The organism is Streptomyces sp. NPDC017056, from assembly GCF_044332485.1.
In the GTDB taxonomy this organism is placed as follows: Bacteria; Actinomycetota; Actinomycetes; order Streptomycetales; family Streptomycetaceae; genus Streptomyces.
In genome coordinates this window covers 1-19,353 of the sequence record NZ_JBIRPD010000015.1, presented here as the reverse complement: position 1 = coordinate 19,353, position 19,353 = coordinate 1, and the positions used below count along the sequence as shown (strand labels likewise).

At 74.4% G+C, this 19,353-nt stretch carries 2 protein-coding genes; both read right to left on the bottom strand.

The features are described from left to right. Nucleotides 1–173: 173 nt before the first annotated feature. Nucleotides 174–6,299 carry a type I polyketide synthase gene (locus ACH4OW_RS25925; RefSeq protein ID WP_398030237.1) on the bottom strand — a complete coding sequence of 2,042 codons (6,126 nt, stop codon included), beginning with the start codon at nucleotides 6,297–6,299 and terminating at the stop codon, nucleotides 174–176. Between the two features lie 70 nt (nucleotides 6,300–6,369). Then, nucleotides 6,370–19,353, bottom strand: a 12,984-nt coding sequence (locus ACH4OW_RS25920; RefSeq protein WP_398030236.1) for an SDR family NAD(P)-dependent oxidoreductase, incomplete at its 5' end; no start/stop codon positions are given.

The following is a 19,353-nucleotide window of genomic DNA, read 5'->3' as shown; positions in this document are numbered from 1 at the left end:
GACGGGGATCGACGGCGGAAATTCGATACGCCGGCACCGGGTCATGTCGGCACAATGTCGAGATTGCCTTACGCCAAGAAATTAGCGATCGTTTTGCGGGGCGATCAACCCCTACCGCCCCTACCCCGGCCCTTAGGGCGTGGCACGGGCCGGGGCGGCGGGGCGGTACCGGCTCAGCGCAGTGCGGTGAGCCAGCCGCGGACGGCCTCGGCGGTGCCGTCGGCCAGGTCCTCCATCATCGTGAAGTGGTCGCCCGGCACCTGCGTCTCGGCGTGCGGGCCCTCCCAGGTGGCGCGCCAGTCGGCGGCGTCGCCCCAGGCAGGCAGCGGGTCCGTGGCCCGTACGAGCAGGGTGGGTGCCTCGACGGGGGTGTGCCGCCACTGGCCCAGCAGCCGGAAGTAGCCGCCCATCGCGGTCAGTCTGCTGTCGTCGGCCGGCAGGAAGCGTTCGTCGCCGCCGGCCCCGCCGAGCAGCCGGTCCTCCAGCCCGGCGAACTTCCGGCGCACCGGGACGTAGGGGTCCAGCAGCGCCAGTCCCGCGGGCCGCACCCCGCGCCGTTCCAGTTCCGCCACCAGTGCGTGGGCCAGGGCGCTCCCGGACGAGTGCGCGGCGACCGCGAAGGGGGCGTCGCCGGCTGCGGCGAGCAGCCGGTCGGCGTGGGCCGCGGCCAGCGTGCCGACGGAGGAGGGCAGCGGCTCGCCCGGCCGGTAGCCGGGCACCGGGAGGACCAGGACCTCGCGTTCGCCGCGGAACGACGCCGCGAACCGCGCGTACTCCTGTGGTCCCGACATGGCCAGGACGGACGGTACGCAGAACAGCCGCGGCCCGTCCGGTCCGGTCGCCAGGCGCACCGGGTCGACGGGGGCGTCCTCGGGCCGGTCGAAGACCGGGCGGAACTCGGCGACGGCGGTGACCAGTTCGACCAGCCGGGACACCTTCCCCAGCGCGGCGGCCCGCGCCATCATCGGCGCGAACGTCGATGCGCCGGCCGCGGCAGCGGTCCCCTCGGCGGGTGCGCCTTCGGGGCCGCGGGCCGCCTCGGCGAGCGTCTCGACGAGGTAGGCGGCGAGCGCGCTTGGCGTGGGGTATTCGAACGCGATGGTGGGCGGCAGGCGGGTGCCTACCGTGGCGGCCAGACGGTTGCGCAGTTCGAGTGCGGTGAGGGAGTCGAAGCCGAGTTCGAGGAAGGGCCGGTCGGCGGCGACGGCGTCCGCGTCCGGCAGCCCGAGCACCGCGGCGACGGCGGCGCGCAGGGTGCCGAGCACCACCTCGGCCCGCTCGTCCGGTCCGGCGGCGGCGAACCGCTGCCGGAACGCCGCGGCCTCGTCCGTCGCCTTCCCCGGCCGGGCCGTCGTCCGTACCAGCTTGCGCAGCAGCGGCGGGATCTCGTCGAGGCCGGCGACGGCCGCGGCGTCGAACCGCATCGGGACGAGCAGTGCCCGGTCGAGCCCCATCGCGGTGTCGAGCAGGGCCAGCCCTTCCTTGCTGCTCAGCCCGGCGAACCCGGGCCTGAGCAGTTCCTTGAACGCGTCGCCGGCCGGGTCGCCCGCCGTGCCGCTGCGCTCCTCCCACAGGCCCCACGCCAGCGAGGCGGCGGGCAGCCCGCGGGCGCGGCGGTGGTGGGCGAGGGCGTCGAGGAAGGCGTTGCCCGCCGCGTAGTTGGCCTGGCCCGCGTTGCCGATGACGCCGGCTGCCGAGGAGAACAGGGCGAACGCGCCGAGGTCGTGGTCGCGGGTGAGGTCGTGCAGGTGGAGGGCGGCGTCGACCTTGGACGCGAGGGCCAGGTCCAGGCGGTCGCGGGTCAGCGAGCCGAGCACCCCGTCGGCCAGGACGCCCGCCGAGTGGACCACCGCGGTCAGCGGGTGGCCGTCGGGTATCCGGGCGAGCAGCGCGCGTACCGCGTCCCGGTCGGCGAGGTCACACGCGACATTCTCCACCGAAGCGCCCAACTCCTCCAAATCGGCGGCCAGTTCGGCGGCGCCGGGGGCGCCCGGGCCGCGCCGGCTGGTGAGGAGCAGATGCCGGACGCCGCGCTCGGCGACCAGGTGGCGGGCGACCAGCGCGCCCAGGGTGCCGCTCGCCCCGGTGACCAGAACCGTGCCGACCGGGTCGATGCCCGCCGGGCGCTCCGGCGCGTCCAGCGGCACCCGGGCCAGCCGGGGCACCAGCGCCGTACCGTCGCGCAGGGCGAGCTGCGGCTCACCGCCGGCCGCCGCGGCGGCGAGCGCGCGGGCCGAGGCATCGCTGCCGTCGGTGTCCACCAGGACGAACCGGCCGGGGTTCTCGGACTGCGCCGCGCGCACCAGGCCCCAGACCGCGGCCTGGGCCAGGCCCGGCACCGCCTCGTCGGTACGGGCGGCGACCGCCTCGCGGGTGAGCACCGCGAGCCGGGCGCCGCCGAGCGGCGCGGCGGCGAGCCAGTCCTGGAGCAGGGCCAGGGTCCGCGCGGTCACCTCGTGGACCGTGCGGGCGTCCGGCGTCCCGCCGGGCGGCGCGGCGATCTCGGTGAGGACCAGGTCCGGTACGGGGGTGCCGGACTCCACCGCGGCCGTCAGCGCGGCCAGGTCCGCGTACCTGGTCCCGGTACCGGCCGGCCCGTCCCCCAGCACCGCCGGGGTGACGGGCGGGGCCGCCGTCCGGTCACGCGTCCTGACCCAGTCCACCTGGAAGAGAGTGTCGTGGTCGCCGCCGGCCGCACTCAGCTGCTCGGCGGAGATCTCCCGCAGGACGAGCGAGGCGACGGACAGCACCGGCCGTCCCGTCTCGTCGGCGATGTCGAGGCGCAGTTCGTGGCGGCCGTCGCCCGTACCGCGCACCAGCCGGACGCGCAGCCGCCCGGCGCCCGCGGCGTGGCGGCGGACGCCGGTCCAGGAGAACGGCAGGCGCAGCGCCTCGGTCGCGGACGGTTCGGTGCCCGCCGTCGCGGCGTGCAGCGCGGCGTCCAGGAGCGCCGGGTGCAGCCCGTAGTCTCCCGCCGTGCCCGCGATGTCGTCCGGCAGGGCGATCTCGGCGTAAACGGTGCCGTCGCCGGCCCGCCAGGCGGTCCGCAGGCCCTGGAACGCCGGGCCGTAGCCGACCTCCGCCGCGTTCAGCCGCTCGTACAGGCCCGTCAGGTCGACGGGTTCGGCGCCGGGCGGCGGCCAGGTGCCGAGGTCGGCGGGGGCCGCCGGGTCCGGGGCGAGCAGGCCGGTCGCGTGCGGGGTCCAGGGGCGGTCCTCGCCCGCGGCGTCGGACCGGCTGTGGATGCGCACCGGCCGCCTGCCCTCGCCGTCGGGCTCCCCCACCAGTACCTGGACCGCGACCCCGCCGTCGTCCGGCAGCACCAGCGGTGCGGCGAGCGTCAGCTCTTCAAGGGCCGGGCAGCCGAGCTTTTCGCCCGCGCACAGCGCGAGTTCGACGAAGGCGGTGCCGGGGAGCAGGATGGTGCCGCGGGCGGCGTGGTCGGCCAGCCAGGGGTGCGAGGTGAGTGACAGCCGACCGGTGAGGAGGAGTTCGTCGCCGGTGGCGAGCGAGATCGCCGAGGCAAGCAGGGGGTGCCCTGCGGGCTGTTGTCCTGCGGAGGTGACGTCTCCGGCCGAGCGGGTGGCCGGCATCCAGAACCGCTTGCGCTGGAAGGCGTAGGTGGGCAGCTCGACCGGTGCGCCGCCGGGGAGCACCGCGGTCCAGTCGGGCCTGGCGCCGTGCACCGCCGCGTCGGCCACCGCCGTACGGAACCGTGCCAGGCCGCCCTGGTCGCGCAGCAGGGTGGGGACGACGGCCGCGCGGGTTGCGGTGTCGTCCACGATGCCCTGGAGCGGCACGGTCAGCACCGGGTGCGGGCTGACCTCGATCAGGATGTGGTGACCGTCGGCGAGCAGGGCGCGGGCCGCGGCGTCGAACTGCACGGTGTTGCGGGCGTTGCGGTACCAGTACTCGGCGGTGAGCGCCTCGGTGCCGAGCGGCGCGCCCTCGACGGTGGAGTAGAAGGGGACCGGTGCGGCGGCCGGCTGGACGGCGAGTTCGGTCAGCATCCGCTCGCGCAGCTTCTCGACCTGTACGGAGTGGCCCGCGGCGTCGGCACCGCGGATCCGGCGGGCGCGCAGGCGGGCTTCGGTGCACTCGGCGACGAACGTGTCGACGGCGTCGGTGGCTCCGGAGACGACGCAGGCGCCGGGGCCGTTGACGGCGGCGAGGGACAGCCGGCCGTCGAAGCGTGCGATGCGCTCCAGGACCTCCGTCGGCGCGGCCAGTACGGAGGCCATCGCGCCGTGCCCGAAGAGGGTCTGCAGCGCGTCGTTGCGCCGGGCCACCAGCCGGGCCGCGTCGCGCAGGCCGATCGCGCCTGCCACGTACGCGGCGGCGACCTCGCCCTGCGAATGCCCCAGCACGGCGTCCGGTTCGACGCCGTGGGCGCGCCAGAGGGCGGCGAGCGACACCATCACGGTGAAGAGCATGGGCTGTACGGTGTCCAGGCGGTCCGGGGAGGGGCCCGACCCGCCGCGCAGGGCGGCGGCCACCGACCAGTCGAGGAATTCCGCGAAGGCCGCGTCGCAAGCGGCGACACTCGCGGCGAACTCGGGGGCACTTTCCATGAGCCGAGCGGCCATACCGGCCCACTGGGAGCCCTGCCCCGGGAAGACGAACGCGACCTTGGCGCCGGGCCTGGCCACCCCGCGCACCACGTTGTCCGCGCTCTCCCCCGCCGCCAGTACGGCCAGGGCGGCATCGAGTTCGCCGGCGTCGGTGCCGACCACCGCGCCGCGGTGCTCGAACGCCGAGCGGGTGGTCAGCAGCGAGCGGGCCACTTCGGCCGGTCGGAGGCCGGGGTGCCCGGCCATCCAGGCGCGCAGGGTGGCGGCCTGGGCGCGCAGCGCGTCCGCCGACCTGGCGGACAGGTGCAGCGGCACCGGCCCGGCGTCGACGGGCGGTCCGGCGGCCTCGGCGGGCTCCTCGTCCGGCGCCTGCTCCAGGATGACGTGCCCGTTGGTGCCGCTGAGCCCGAAGGACGAGACGCCCGCCCGGCGCGGCGCGCCCGTCCGGGGCCACGCCCTGGCCTCGGTGAGCAGCGACACCGCTCCGGACGACCAGTCGATCTTCCGCGAGGGCTCGGTCACGTGCAGGGTTCGCGGCAGGACGCCGTGCCGGATCGCCTGGACCATCTTGATCACCCCGGCCACACCGGCGGCGGCCTGGGTGTGGCCGATGTTGGACTTGAGCGAGCCGAGCCACAGCGGCTGTTCCGGCGCGCGGTCCTGCCCGTAGACGGCGAGCAGCGCCTGGGCCTCGATGGGGTCGCCGAGCGCGGTCCCGGTGCCGTGCGCGTCGACGGCGTCGACCTCGCCCGGGGTCAGGCGGGCGTTGGCCAGAGCCGCCTGGATGACCGCGCGCTGGGCGCTGCCGTTCGGCGCGGTCAGCCCGTTGGAGGCGCCGTCGGAGTTGACGGCGCTGCCGCGGACGACGGCGAGTACCCGGTGGCCGTTGCGGCGCGCGTCCGAAAGCCGCTCCAGGACGAGCATGCCGGCGCCCTCGGCGAAGCCGGTGCCGTCGGCGCCCTCGGCGAACGCCTTGCAGCGGCCGTCGGGCGCCAGCGCCTGCAGCTCGCTCAGCTCGAAGAAGTCGGGCGCGCACAGGACGGTGACGCCGCCGGCGAGCGCCAGGGTGCAGTCGCCCTGGCGCAGCGACTGGCAGGCGAGGTGCAGGGTGACCAGCGAGGACGAGCAGGCGGTGTCCACCGTCATCGCCGGGCCCTGGAGGCCGAGCGTGTAGGCGATGCGGCCGGAGACCACGGCACCGGTGTTGCCGGTGCCCACGAACGTCTCGGCGCCGGACGGTACCTCGGTGTGCTCCGAGACGTAGTCGGAGCCGTTCATCATGCCGACGAACACGCCGGTCCTGGTGGCCCCCACCGACTGCGGGTCGATCCCGGCCCGTTCCAGGGCCTCCCAGGCGACCTCCAGCGCGATGCGGTGCTGCGGGTCCATCGCCACGGCCTCGCTCGGCACGATCCCGAAGAAGGCCGGGTCGAACTCCGCGGCGTCGTGCAGGAACCCGCCGCTGCGGTACGGCGTCGAGCCGTCCGCGCCGTCCAGGTCCCAGCCCCGGTCGTCGGGGAAGCCCGTGATGGCGTCCCGGCCCTGGTCGACCAGGTCCCACAGGTCGTCGGGGCCGTGCACCGCGCCGGGCAGGCGGCAGGCCATCCCGACGATCGCGATCGGCTCCGTCTGGCGGGCCTCTTCCTGGCGCAGGCGCTGCCGGGTCTGGTGCAGCTCGGCGGTGGCCTGCTTCAGGAAGTGCCGGAGCTTGTCCTCGTTCGTCGTCATACGGTTCCTCCCCCTTCTTCACTACGTGCTTCGACAGCGCGGGATGCGCGAACGGGCTCGGGGACGGGCCTCACGAGATGCCGAACTCCTTGCCGAGGAGGTCGAACATCGCCTCGTCGTCGGCGTCCACGATGGCCTCGGCGAGCTCGTCACGGCCGCCGGCCGCTTCCCCGGCCCCGGTCAGGCCGGCGAGCATCGCCTGGAGCCGGGTGACGAGCCGGTCGCGCTCGCGGTCGTCCTCCGGTACGGCGGTGAGCCGCCCGGCGAGCCGGTCCAGCTCGGCGACCAGGGCGGCGGAGCCCTCGGCGGCGTCCGCCGCGGTGAGTTCCGCCGCCAGGTGCGCGGCCAGTCCGGCCGGGCTCGGGTGGTCGAAGACCAGCGTGGCCGCCAGACGCAGTCCGGTCGCCGCGGTGAGCCGGTTGCGCAGCTCCACCGCGCTGAGCGAGTCGAAGCCCAGCTCGCGGAAGGCACGCGCGGGGGCGATCTCGTCGGTCGCCGTGAAGCCGAGCACCGCGGCGATCTCCGTACGGACCAGGTCGAGCAGGGCGGATTCCCGCTGCCCTGCGTCGAGCCCGCTCAGCCGGTCGCGCAGGCCGCCGGCGGCCGCGGCGCCGGCGGCCTCCGTACGGTTGCGGGCCGGGACCAGCGCAGTGAGCAGCGACGGCAGGTTGCCCGCCCGGCGCAGGGCCGGCAGGTCCAGCCGGACCGGCACCATTACGGCACGGTCCGCGCCGAGCGACGCGTCGAACAGCGCCAGCCCGTCCTCCTCGGACAGCGCGTCGACGCCGGAGTTCGCGGCCCGGCGCGCGTCGTCCTCGCTCAGGGCGGCGGCCATGCCCACGGACTGGTCCCACATGCCCCAGGCGAGGGAGGTGGCGGGCAGCCCGGCGGCCCGGCGATGCGCCGCCAGCGCATCCAGATACGCATTGGCCGCCGCGTAATTGCCCTGCCCCGCCGTACCGAACACACCAGCAGCCGACGAGAACAACACAAACGCCGACAACTCCCGCCCACGCGTCAGCTCGTGCAAATGCCAGGCCGCATCCACCTTCGGCCGCAACACCGCAGCCACCCGCTCAGGCGTCAACGAACCCACCACACCGTCATCCACCACACCCGCCGTATGCACCACCGCAGACACCTCAACGTCGGAAAGAACCTGCTCCAGCGCAACCCGGTCCGCCACATCACAAGCCACCACCGACACCGAAGCACCCAACCCCTCCAACTCCCGTACCAACTCCACCGCACCCGGAGCCCCAGCCCCCCGACGACTCAGCAGCAGCAACTCACGCACCCCGTGCTCCGTGACCACATGCCGCGCCACCAAAGCACCCAACCCACCCGTACCACCGGTGATCACCACCGTCCCCGAGCCCAGGGCTCCGCTGGCGTCCGACGCGTCGCGGTGGCGGACCAGCCGGGGCGCGTACAGGGCATCGCCCCGTACGGCGACCTCCGGCTCGCCCGAGCCGAGCGCCGCGGCCAAGGCGTCCGCCGAGGTCCCGTCCGCCCGGTCGATCAGCCCGAAGCGGCCCGGGTTCTCCGACTCCGCTGACCTGACCAGGCCACGGACGGCCGCCCGCACCGGGTCGCCGACGCCCTCCTCGGGGCGGGCCGCGACCGCGTGCCGGGTGACGAACACCAGGCGTGCCGCCGCGAAGCGCTCTTCGGCGAGCCATTCCTGCACCAGGGCCAGCGCGTCCCGGACCGCCTCGTGCACCTCGGCGACCTGGTCCCCGGGCGGGGCGCCGTCGAGCGGGACGAGGACCACGTCCGGTGCGTCGGCGGCGAGGTCGGCGAGCTTGCCGGCGGCGGCCGGGGCGACGGCGGCCAGTTCGTGGTCCGCGTCGCCGAGGACGGCCCACCGCCCGGCGGGCCGGTGCCCGGCGGTCAGCGGCAGCCAGTCGAGGCGGAACAGCGCATCGGCCGCGGAGCCCGGCCGGCCGTCACCGACCGGCCGCAGCGTCAGGGAGCCGACGGCCGCGACCGGGGCGCCGGTGCCGTCCGCGACGTCGAGCGACACCGCGTCGGTCCCGGCCCGGGTCACCCGTACGCGCAGCGCGGTCGCGCCCGTGGCGTACCGGCTCACCTGCGACCAGGAGAACGGCAGCCGGGCCTGGTCGTCGGCGAAGAAGCCGCCGAGCCCGACCGTGTGCAGCGCCGCGTCCAGCAGCGCCGGGTGGAGCCCGAACCCGGCGACGTCGGTGCCCTCGGGCAGCGCGATGTCCGCGAACACCTCGTCGCCGCGCCGCCAGGCCCGCCGCAGGCCCTGGAACACCGGCCCGTAGCGCAGCCCGGCCCGGTCGAGGTCGTCGTACAGCTCCTCGGTGCCGATCGGCTCGGCGCCGGCCGGCGGCCACTGGCGCAGGTCGGCGCCGGGGGCGCCGCCGGTGCCGAGGGTGCCCGTGGCGTGGCAGGTCCACGGTTCGCCGGTGACCGCGTCGTCGGCGCGTGAGTGGACGGTGACCTCGTGGCGGCCGCTGTCGTCCGGTGCGCCGACCGTGACGCGCAGGGCGATCCCGCCCGCGCCGGAGAGCACCAGCGGGGCCGCGAGGGTCAGTTCGTCGATGCGGTCGCAGCCGACCTCCTCGCCGGCGCGCAGGGCCAGTTCGACGAAGGCCGTGCCGGGCAGCAGGACGTCGTCGCCCACGGCGTGTCCGTCCAGCCAGGGGTGCGCGGTGAGTGAGACGCGTCCGGTGAGGACCGCGCCGTCGTCCGGCAGCGACACCACGGCACCCGCCAGGGGGTGCCCGGAGGCGCGCTGGCCGGCCGCGGCCGCGTCCCCGGCACCCGGGCCGTCGGAGAGCCAGTAGTGCCGGTGCTGGAAGGCGTACGTCGGCAGGTCGACGGTGGCGGCGCCGGCGGGCAGTACCCGCGACCAGTCCAGGTCGGCGCCGTGGAGGTGGGCCTGCACCAGCGCGCCGGTGAAGGTCGTCACCTCGTCGCGGTCGGCCCGGACGGTGGGCAGGAAGACCCCGTCGGCGTTGTCCTGGGCCATGCCCGACAGCACCCCGTCCGGGCCGATCTCCACAAACACCGACGCGCCTTGCTCCGCCACATACTTCACGCCATCCGCGAACCGCACCGCGGACCGCACATGCTCCACCCAGTAATCCGCCGAAAACTCCACCACCCCACCCGTCACATTCGACACCACCGGAACCACCGGCACCCCATACCGCACCCGCTCCGCCACCGCACGAAACTCCGCCACCATCGGCTCCATCAACGGCGAATGAAACGCATGACTCACCGACAACCGCCGCGTACGACGCCCCCGCCCCCGCCACTCGGCCGCAACCTCCAACACCACACCCTCCACACCCGACACCACCACCGACCGCGGACCATTCACCGCAGCAACCCCCACACCAGCACCACGCCCCACCAACGACGCCACCACCTCCTCCTCACACGCCTCCACCGCCACCATCGCCCCACCCTCAGGCAACGCCTCCATCAACCGACCCCGCACAGCCACCAACTCCGCCGCATCACCCAACGACAACACCCCCGCCACACACGCAGCCACCAACTCACCCACCGAATGACCCAACAACACATCAGGCCGCACACCCCACGACTCCACCAACCGAAACAACGCCACCTCAAACGCAAACAACGCAGGCTGCGTCACCCCCGTACGATCCAACACCCCAACACCGGCCCCATCCCCAGCGCCGAAAACCACATCCCGCACCGAACGCCCCACAAACCCATCCAACACCCCGCACACCTCATCAAACGCCTCCCGGAACACCGGAAACGCCTCATACAACTCCCGCCCCATACCAACCCGCTGACTCCCCTGCCCCGCAAACAAGAACGCCACCTTCCCGCCCGAGGGGGTCACCACGGGCGCGCGTCCCTCCGCAACGGCGGCGAGGCCCGACAGCAGGGTCTCGCGGTCGGAGCCGACGACGACGGCCCGGTGGTCGAAGGAGGCCCGGGTCGTGGCCAGCGACAGCGCGACGTCCGCCGGGTCGAGCGCGGCGGCGTGGGTCAGCAGCCGGGCGGCCTGCGCCCGTACCGCGGCCTCGGTGCGCCCGGACACGACCCACGGCACGGGACGGTCCGCCGGCTCGGGGGCCGGGTGGGCGGCGGGCCGTTCGGCCGGTGCGGGGCCCTGTTCCAGGACGATGTGCGCGTTGGTGCCGCTGACGCCGAACGAGGACACACCGGCCCGGCGCGGCCGGCCCAGCTCCGGCCACGCCCGGTTCTCCGTCAGCAGCCGCACCCCGCCCGACGCCCAGTCCACATGCGGCGACGGCTCGTCAACGTGCAACGTCTGCGGCAGCACACCATGCCGCATCGCCAGCACCATCTTGATCACACCCGCCACACCAGCGGCCGCCTGGGTATGTCCGAGGTTGGACTTGACCGACCCCAGCCACAGGGGGCGGTCCTCGGGACGGTCCTGACCGTAGGTCGCCAGCAACGCCTGCGCCTCGATCGGGTCACCCAACGTCGTCCCCGTACCGTGCGCCTCCACCACGTCCACATCCGCCGTGGTCAACCGGGCGTCCGCGAGCGCGGTGCGGATGACCCGCTGCTGCGAAGGGCCGTTCGGGGCGGTCAGGCCGTTCGAGGCGCCGTCCTGGTTCACCGCCGAGCCGCGCAGCACGGCGAGGACCTGGTGCCCGTTGCGCTCCGCGTCGGAGAGCCGTTCCACGAGCAGTACGCCGATGCCCTCGGACCAGCCGGTGCCGCTCGCCGAGGCGGCGAAGGAGCGGCAGCGGCCGTCGGCCGCCAGGCCCCGCTGGCGGGAGAAGTTCACGAAGGTGTCCGGCGTCGCCATGACGGTGACCCCGCCGGCCAGCGCCATCCGGCACTCGCCGCGGCGCAGCGCCTGCGCCGCGAGATGCAGCGCGACCAGCGACGACGAGCACGCCGTGTCCACGGTGACCGCGGGCCCCTCGAAGCCGAAGGTGTAGGAGACCCGGCCCGACACCACGCTGCTGGAGGCGCCGGTGCTCAGGAACCCTTCGAGTTCGTCGGGGATCTGGCGCAGCCGGGTCGCGTAGTCGTGGTACATCACTCCGGCGAAGACGCCGACCTGCTCGCCGCGCAGGGTGCCCGGGTCGATGCCGGCCCGCTCCAGCGTCTCCCAGGACACCTCCAGGAGCAGCCGCTGCTGCGGGTCCATGGCCAGCGCCTCGCGCGGTGAGATCCCGAAGAACTGCGGGTCGAACTCGGCCGCGTCGTGCAGGAATCCGCCCTCGTTGCTGGTGGAGGTGCCGGGGTGGTCGGGGTCCGGGTGGAACAGGCGGTCCAGTTCCCACCCTCGGTCCTGCGGGAACGGCGAGATCGCGTCGCCGCCCGCGGCCAGCAGCTCCCACAGGTCTTCGGGGGAGGACACTCCGCCGGGGTAGCGGCACCCCATGGCCACGATCGCGATGGGCTCGTCCGCCGCCGGTGCGGGCGCGGACACCACCGGACGCGCGGCGGGTGCCTGGTCGCCGAGAAGTTCGGTGACCAGGTGGTCGGCGAGTGCCTGCGGTGTCGGGTAGTCGAAGACGGCCGTGGCGGACAGCCTGAGACCCGCCGCGGCGCCGAGCTGGTTGCGCAGCTCCACCCCGGTCAGGGAGTCGAAGCCGAGGTCTTGGAAGGCACGGTCCGGTGTGATCTCGTCCGGGCCCGCGAAGCCGAGGACGGCGGCGACATGGGTGCGTACGAGGTCGAGCACGGCGGCCCGGCGGGCGTCGGGGGCGAGGCCGGCGAGCCGTCCGGCGAAGCCGCCGTCCGGTCCGGTACCCGCCGCGGCGCGCCGCTTGGGGGCCCGTACGAGCGCCCGCAGCAGCGCGGGGACGTCCTGGCCGCGCAGGGCCGCCGGGTCGAGCCGCAGTGCGACGGACAGCGCGCGGTCGTCGGCGATCGCGGCGTCGAACAGCGCCAGCCCCTCCTCCTCGGACAGGCCGATCGCCCCGGAGCGCGCCATACGCGAGCGGTCGACGTCGGCGAGGGCGCCGGTCATCGCGCTGGCCGTGGTGTTCCACATGCCCCAGGCGAGGGAGGTGGCGGGCAGCCCGGCGGCCCGGCGATGCGCCGCCAGCGCATCGAGATACGCATTGGCCGCCGCGTAATTGCCCTGCCCCGCCGTACCGAACACACCAGCAGCCGACGAGAACAACACAAACGCCGACAACTCCCGACCACGCGTCAGCTCGTGCAAATGCCAGGCCGCATCCACCTTCGGCCGCAACACCGCAGCCACCCGCTCAGGCGTCAACGAACCCACCACACCGTCATCCACCACACCCGCCGTATGCACCACCGCAGACACCTCAACGTCGGAAAGAACCTGCTCCAGCGCAACCCGGTCCGCCACATCACAAGCCACCACCGACACCGAAGCACCCAACCCCTCCAACTCCCGTACCAACTCCACCGCACCCGGAGCCCCAGCCCCCCGACGACTCAGCAGCAGCAACTCACGCACCCCGTGCTCCACCACCACATGCCGCGCCACCAAAGCACCCAACCCACCCGTACCACCGGTGATCACCACCGTCCCCGAACCCAGGGACGGCTTACGGTCGGTGACAGCACGGCGGACCAGGCGCGGTGCGCGGAAGACACCGTCGCGTACCACGAGTTCGTCCTCGCCGGCGGCGAGCGCCCGGGACACCAGGTCTGCGGTGACGGCCGCCAGGTCGCAGTCCAACAGCAGGAACCGGCCCGGGTTCTCCTGGGCCGCGGTACGGACCAGCCCCCTGACGGCCGCCGCCGCCAGGTCCACCGGCCCGCCCTCGGCGGCCTCGACCGCGTTGCGGGTCTGCACGACCAGCCGCGCCTCGGAGAACCGTTCGTCCGCCAGCCAGTCCTGGATGCGCGTCAGGGCAGCGGCCAGTTCCCCGCGGACGGCCCGCGGGTCCCGGTCCTCGTTCGCCACCGGCAGCACCAGCGCGTCGAGCGGCCCCGGCACCTCGGCCGGCCCCCGGTACCCCGGCAGGTCGCCGGCCGGGGCGCCGAGGACGGCGACGGAGACGTCCGGCGCGGCGTCCGGTGCCGGTATCCCGCGCCACACCACGTCGTGGAGCAGTCCGGCGGCGCGGGCCGCGGCCGGGGCCCCGGTCACCTCGCGGAACCGCAGCGTCTCGACGGACGCCACCGGCGCTCCGGAGCCGTCGGCCACGGTGACCGTGACGGTGTCAGCGCCGCTGGGCGCCAGACGTACCCGCAGCGCCGCAGCGTTGGCCGCGCGCAGGGTCACACCGGACCACGAGAACGGGACCCGCGGCCGGTCGTCCGCGAAGAACCCGCCGAGCCCGACGGCGTGCAGCGCGGCGTCCAGCAGGGCCGGGTGGAGGCCGAACGCGCCGGCGTCCGCATCCTGCGGCAGGGCGACCTCGGCGAACACCTCGTCGCCGCGGCGCCATGCCGCACGCAGCCCGCGGAACACCGGCCCGTAGCGGAACCCGTGCTCCGCCGAGTCCGTGTACAGCTCGCTGACGTCGAGGGCCGTGGCGTCCGCGGGCGGCCAAGCGGCGAGGTCGGTGCCGAGGTCAAGGCCGGCGGTGGCGAGCAGTCCGGTGGCGTGCGCGGTCCACGGCTCGCCCGGTGCCGCGCCCTGGGCGCGGGCGTGGACGGACAGTTCCCGTCGGCCGTCGGGTCCGGCCTCGCCCACGACGACCCGGAGATCGGTTCCGCCGCCCTCGGCCAGGACGAGCGGGGCCGCGAGGGTCAGTTCGTCGATGCGGTCGCAGCCGACCTCCTCCCCGGCGCGCAGGGCCAGTTCGACGAAGGCCGTGCCGGGCAGCAGGACGTCGTCCAGCACCACGTGCTCGGCCAGCCAGGGCAGCTGCTGGAGCGAGAGCCTGCCGGTCAGCACCACGCCGTCGGACTGCGGCAGCGCGACCACCGCGCCGAGCAGCGGGTGCTGCGCGGCGCCGAGCCCGGCCGTGGTCACATCGCCGTCGGTGCGGGCGGGCTTGAGCCAGTAGTGCTCGCGCTGGAAGGCGTACGTCGGCAACTCGACCCGCCGCGGGCCGCGGTGGGCGAACACCGTGTCCCAGTCCAGCGGTACGCCGTGGACGGCGAGCCGGGCGAGCGCGGTGGCCGCCGAGGGAACCTCGGGGCGGTCGCCCCGCAGGACGGCGACGAACTCCCCGTCGGCGTTGTCCTGGGCCATGCCCGACAGCACCCCGTCCGGGCCGATCTCCACAAACACCGACGCACCCAACCCCGCCACATACTTCATGCCATCCGCGAACCGCACCGCAGACCGCACATGCTCCACCCAGTAATCCGCCGAAAACTCCACCACCCCACCCGTCACATTCGACACCACCGGAACCACCGGCACCCCATACCGCACCCGCTCCGCCACCGCACGAAACTCCGCCACCATCGGCTCCATCAACGGCGAATGAAACGCATGACTCACCGACAACCGCCGCGTACGACGACCCCGCCCCCGCCACTCGGCCGCAACCTCCAACACCACACCCTCCACACCAGACACCACCACCGACCGCGGACCATTCACCGCAGCAACCCCCACACCAGCACCACGCCCCACCAACGACGCCACCACCTCCTCCTCACACGCCTCCACCGCCACCATCGCCCCACCCTCAGGCAACGCCTCCATCAACCGACCCCGCGCAGCCACCAACTCCGCCGCATCACCCAACGACAACACCCCCGCCACACACGCAGCCACCAACTCACCCACCGAATGACCCAACAACACATCAGGCCGCACACCCCACGACTCCACCAACCGAAACAACGCCACCTCAAACGCAAACAACGCAGGCTGCGTCACCCCCGTACGATCCAACACCCCAACACCGGCCCCACCCCCAGCACCGAAAACCACATCCCGCACCGAACGCCCCACAAACCCATCCAACACCCCGCACACCTCATCAAACGCCTCCCGGAACACCGGAAACGCCTCATACAACTCCCGCCCCATACCAACCCGCTGACTCCCCTGCCCCGCAAACAAGAACGCCACCTTCCCGCCCGAGGGGGTGCCGGTGACCACACCCGGCCCGGCAGTGCCCTCGGCGACCGCCGCGAGCCCCGCGAGTGCCTCGGCGCGGTCGGCGGCGAGTACGGCGGCCCGGTGGTCGAAGGAAGCCCGGGTCGTCGCCAGCGCGTGGCCCACCTCGGCCGGGCGGAGGCCCGGGCGCTCGGTCAGCCAGGCGGCGAGCCGCTCGGCCTGTCCGCGCAGCGCCTCACCGGAGGAGGCGGAGAGCAGCAACGGCACCGGCGTGCCACCGTCCTCAGCAGCCGCCTCCTCGGCGAACTCCTCGATGGCGTCGCCCTGTTCGAGGATCAGGTGCGCGTTGGTGCCGCTGACGCCGAACGAGGACACACCGGCCCGGCGCGGCCGGTCCAGCTCCGGCCACGCCCGGTTCTCCGTCAGCAGCCGCACCGCCCCCGACGCCCAGTCCACATGCGGCGACGGCTCGTCAACGTGCAACGTCTGCGGCAGCACACCGTGCCGCATCGCCAGCACCATCTTGATCACACCCGCCACACCAGCCGCTGTCTGGGTGTGCCCGATGTTGGACTTGACCGACCCCAGCCACAGGGGGCGGTCCTCGGGACGGTCCTGACCGTAGGTCGCCAGCAACGCCTGCGCCTCGATCGGGTCACCCAACGTCGTCCCCGTACCGTGCGCCTCCACCACGTCCACATCCGCCGTGGTCAACCGGGCGCCGGCAAGGGCGTCGCGGATGACCCGCTGCTGCGAAGGGCCGTTGGGCGCACTGATCCCGTTCGAGGCACCGTCGGAGTTGAGCGCCGAGCCGCGCAGTACGGCGAGAACGGTACGGCCCGCACGGCGGGCGTCGGAGAGACGTTCGAGCAGCACCAGGCCGACGCCCTCGCCCCACCCCGTGCCGTCGGCCGCCGCCGCGAACGGCTTGCAGCGGCCGTCGGCAGCCATGCCCCGCTGGCGCGAGAACTCCACGAACGCGCCCGGGCTCGCCATCACCGCCACCCCGCCGGCCAGCGCCGCGGTGCACTCGCCCTGGCGCAGCGCCTGCGCCGCCAGGTGCAGCGCGACCAGCGACGACGAGCACGCCGTGTCCACGGTGAGGGCCGGCCCCTCAAGGCCGAGGGTGTAGGAGATCCGGCCGGAGGCGACGGACGTCTGGCCGCCGGTGACGAAGTAGCCCTCGCCGCCCTCGGGGACCTCGTAGCCTTCGGCGCCGTAGCCCTGGGCGCTGGCGCCGACGAACACGCCGGTGCGGCTGCCGCGGAGGGTGGCCGGGTCGATACCGGCCCGCTCCAGGGTCTCCCAGGCCGCTTCGAGCAGCAGCCGCTGCTGCGGGTCCATGGCCAGCGCCTCGCGCGGCGAGATCCCGAAGAACTGCGGGTCGAAGGAGCCCGCGTCGTGCACGAACGCGCCCTCACGGGCATAGGTCGTCCCCGCGTGGTCCGGGTCGGGGTGGTAGATACCGTCGAGGTCCCAGCCACGGTCCTGCGGGAAGTCACCGACGGTGTCGGTACCGGACGTGACGAGGTCCCACAGCTGCTCCGGAGAGTCGGCACCGCCGGGGAAGCGGCAGCTCATCGCGACGATGGCGATCGGTTCGTCAACCCCACCCGGGGCCACCGCGACGGCGCCGGACGTACGCCCGGCGGCCGTGCCGCCGTCGCCGGCCACCTGCGCCACCAGGTACTCCGCCACGTCGGCGGCGCTCGGGTAATCGAAGACGAGCGTGGCGGGCAGCCGCAGCCCGGTGACCGCGCCCAGGCGGTTGCGTACCTCCACGGCGGTGAGCGAGTCGAAGCCGAGATCGCGGAAGGCGCGCCGCGGCTCGACGGCAGAGGCGTCCGGGTGGCCGAGGACGGCGGCGGCGTGCTCCCGTACGAGCCCGAGCACCACGTCGGTCCGGTCGGCCTCGGCCACGTCCTTCAGGCGGACGGCGAGCGCCGAGGTCTCGCCGGACGGCTCCTGGGCCGCGGCGAGCCGCCGCACCTCGGGCAGGTCGGCGATCAGCGGGCGGGGACGGGCCGCGGCGAAGGACGGAGCGAACCGCGCCCAGTCGACGTCGGCGACCGCGACGAAGGTGTCGTCGAGCTCGACGGCCTGCACCAGCGCCTTGACCGCCGTGGGCGCGGCCATGGGGCGCACCCCGCGGCGCAGGACGTAGTCCAGGCCGCCCTGGTCGGCGAGCCCGCTGTCGCCCGCCCAGAGGCCCCAGGCGATCGAGGTGGCGGCCAGGCCGCGGGCGCGGCGCTGCTCGGCCAGTGCGTCGAGGGCGGCGTTGGCAGCGGCGTACGCGCCCTGCCCGCCGCCGCCCCACACCCCGGCGTTGGAGGAGAACAGCACGAACGCGTCCAGCGGGGTGTCCGCCAGCAGCTCGTCGAGGTTGCGGGCACCGGTGACCTTGCCTTCGGCGGCGTAGGCGAGGTCGTCGAGGGACGTGGCGTCGAGCGCGCGGACGTCGGCGACGCCCGCGGTGTGGACGACGGCGGTGAGTGGCGCGTCGGCCGGCAGGTCGCCAAGGAGCACGGCGAGCGCGTCCCGGTCGGCGGCGTCGCAGGCCGCGACGGTGACCCGGCAGCCGAGTGCGGCCAGTTCGTCCCGCAACGCAACGGCGCCGGGGGCGGCCTCGCCGCGGCGGCTGGTGAGCACCAGGTGCTCGGCGCCGTGCTCGGCGAGCCAGCGCGCGACGTGGGCACCGAGGGCGCCGGTGCCACCCGTGACCAGCACGGTGCCGTGCGGCGTCCACGGCCGGGCGGGCGCGCCGGCGGGCCGGGCGTGCGTCAGCCGGCGCAGCCGGACACCGTCCGCCCGCACCGCGACCTGGTCCTCGTCGCCGCCGCCCGCGAGCACGGCGGCGAGCCGGGCTCCGCACCGGTCGTCGAGGTCCTGCGGAACGTCGACCAAGCCGCCCCAGCGCTCGGCGTGCTCCAGACCGACGACCCGGCCCAGACCCCACAGTTGCGCCTGCTCCGGCGACGGGGCGGGGTCGGTCGGGGTGGCCCGGACCGCGCCATGGGTGAGGAGCCACAGGGGCGCGTCGATCCCGGCGTCACCGAGCGCCTGGACGAGGGTGAGTGTGCCTGCCGTCCCGGACGGTACGGCAGGCTGGTCGGGGTGCGGCGCCTCGGCGGAGCCCAGCAGGGAAAGCACCCCGCGGATGCCGCCCTCGGTGTTCTCGGTCGTGTCAGCCGCGGCAGCTGCCTCACCGAGCAGGCCGGCGAGCGCTGCGCGGTCGGTGTCGGCGGCCCGCCAGTCCACCGGGACGACCGTGGCACCGTGCGCGGCCAGCAGCGCGGCGACCCGTTCGCCGGCCCCCGGCTCGGCCACCACCACCCACGCCCCGTCCAGCGCCGACGCGGCGCCGTCGTCCGCCCGCCGCCAGGTCACCTCGTACCGCCACGAGTCGACGGCCGCCCGGTCGCGGCGCTCCCGCCGCCAGTTCACCAGTACGGGCAGCACCGAGCGCACGAGGTGCTGCTGCTCCTCGCCGGTCAGCCCCAGCTCGGCGCTGAGCGTGTCAAGGTCCGCGTTCTCCACGGCCTCCCAGAACCGGGCATCCGCCGGGTCGGCAAACACCTCGTCGAGCTGCTCGGACTCCAGCCAGTAGTGCTCGTGCTGGAAGGCATACGTCGGCAGGTCCACCGGGGCCGTATCCGCGGGGAACAGGCCGGACCAGTCCACCTCCGCGCCCTGGGCGAACGCCTCACCCGCCGACGCCAAGAACCGGTCCCAGCCACCATCGTCGCGCCGCAGCGTCCCCACCGCCGGCACATCCTGCACCGCCACCGTCAACACCGGATGCGGACTCACCTCAACGAACAAGCCAAAGCCCTGCTCGGCAAGGGACCGCGTCGCCGTCTCGAACTCCACCGTCTGGCGCAGATTCCGGTGCCAATAGCCCGCGTCCATGGCAGTGGTGTCCAGCCAGTCACCGGTCACCGTCGAGAACAACGGAATGCGGGAGGTCTGGGGCCGGATCGAGTCCAGTACGTCCAGCAGCTCGTCACGCAACACGTCCACCTGCGCCGAATGCGAGGCGTAGTCCACCGCGATACGACGCGCCCGCACCCCCTCCGCCTCGCACCCGGCCACCAGCTC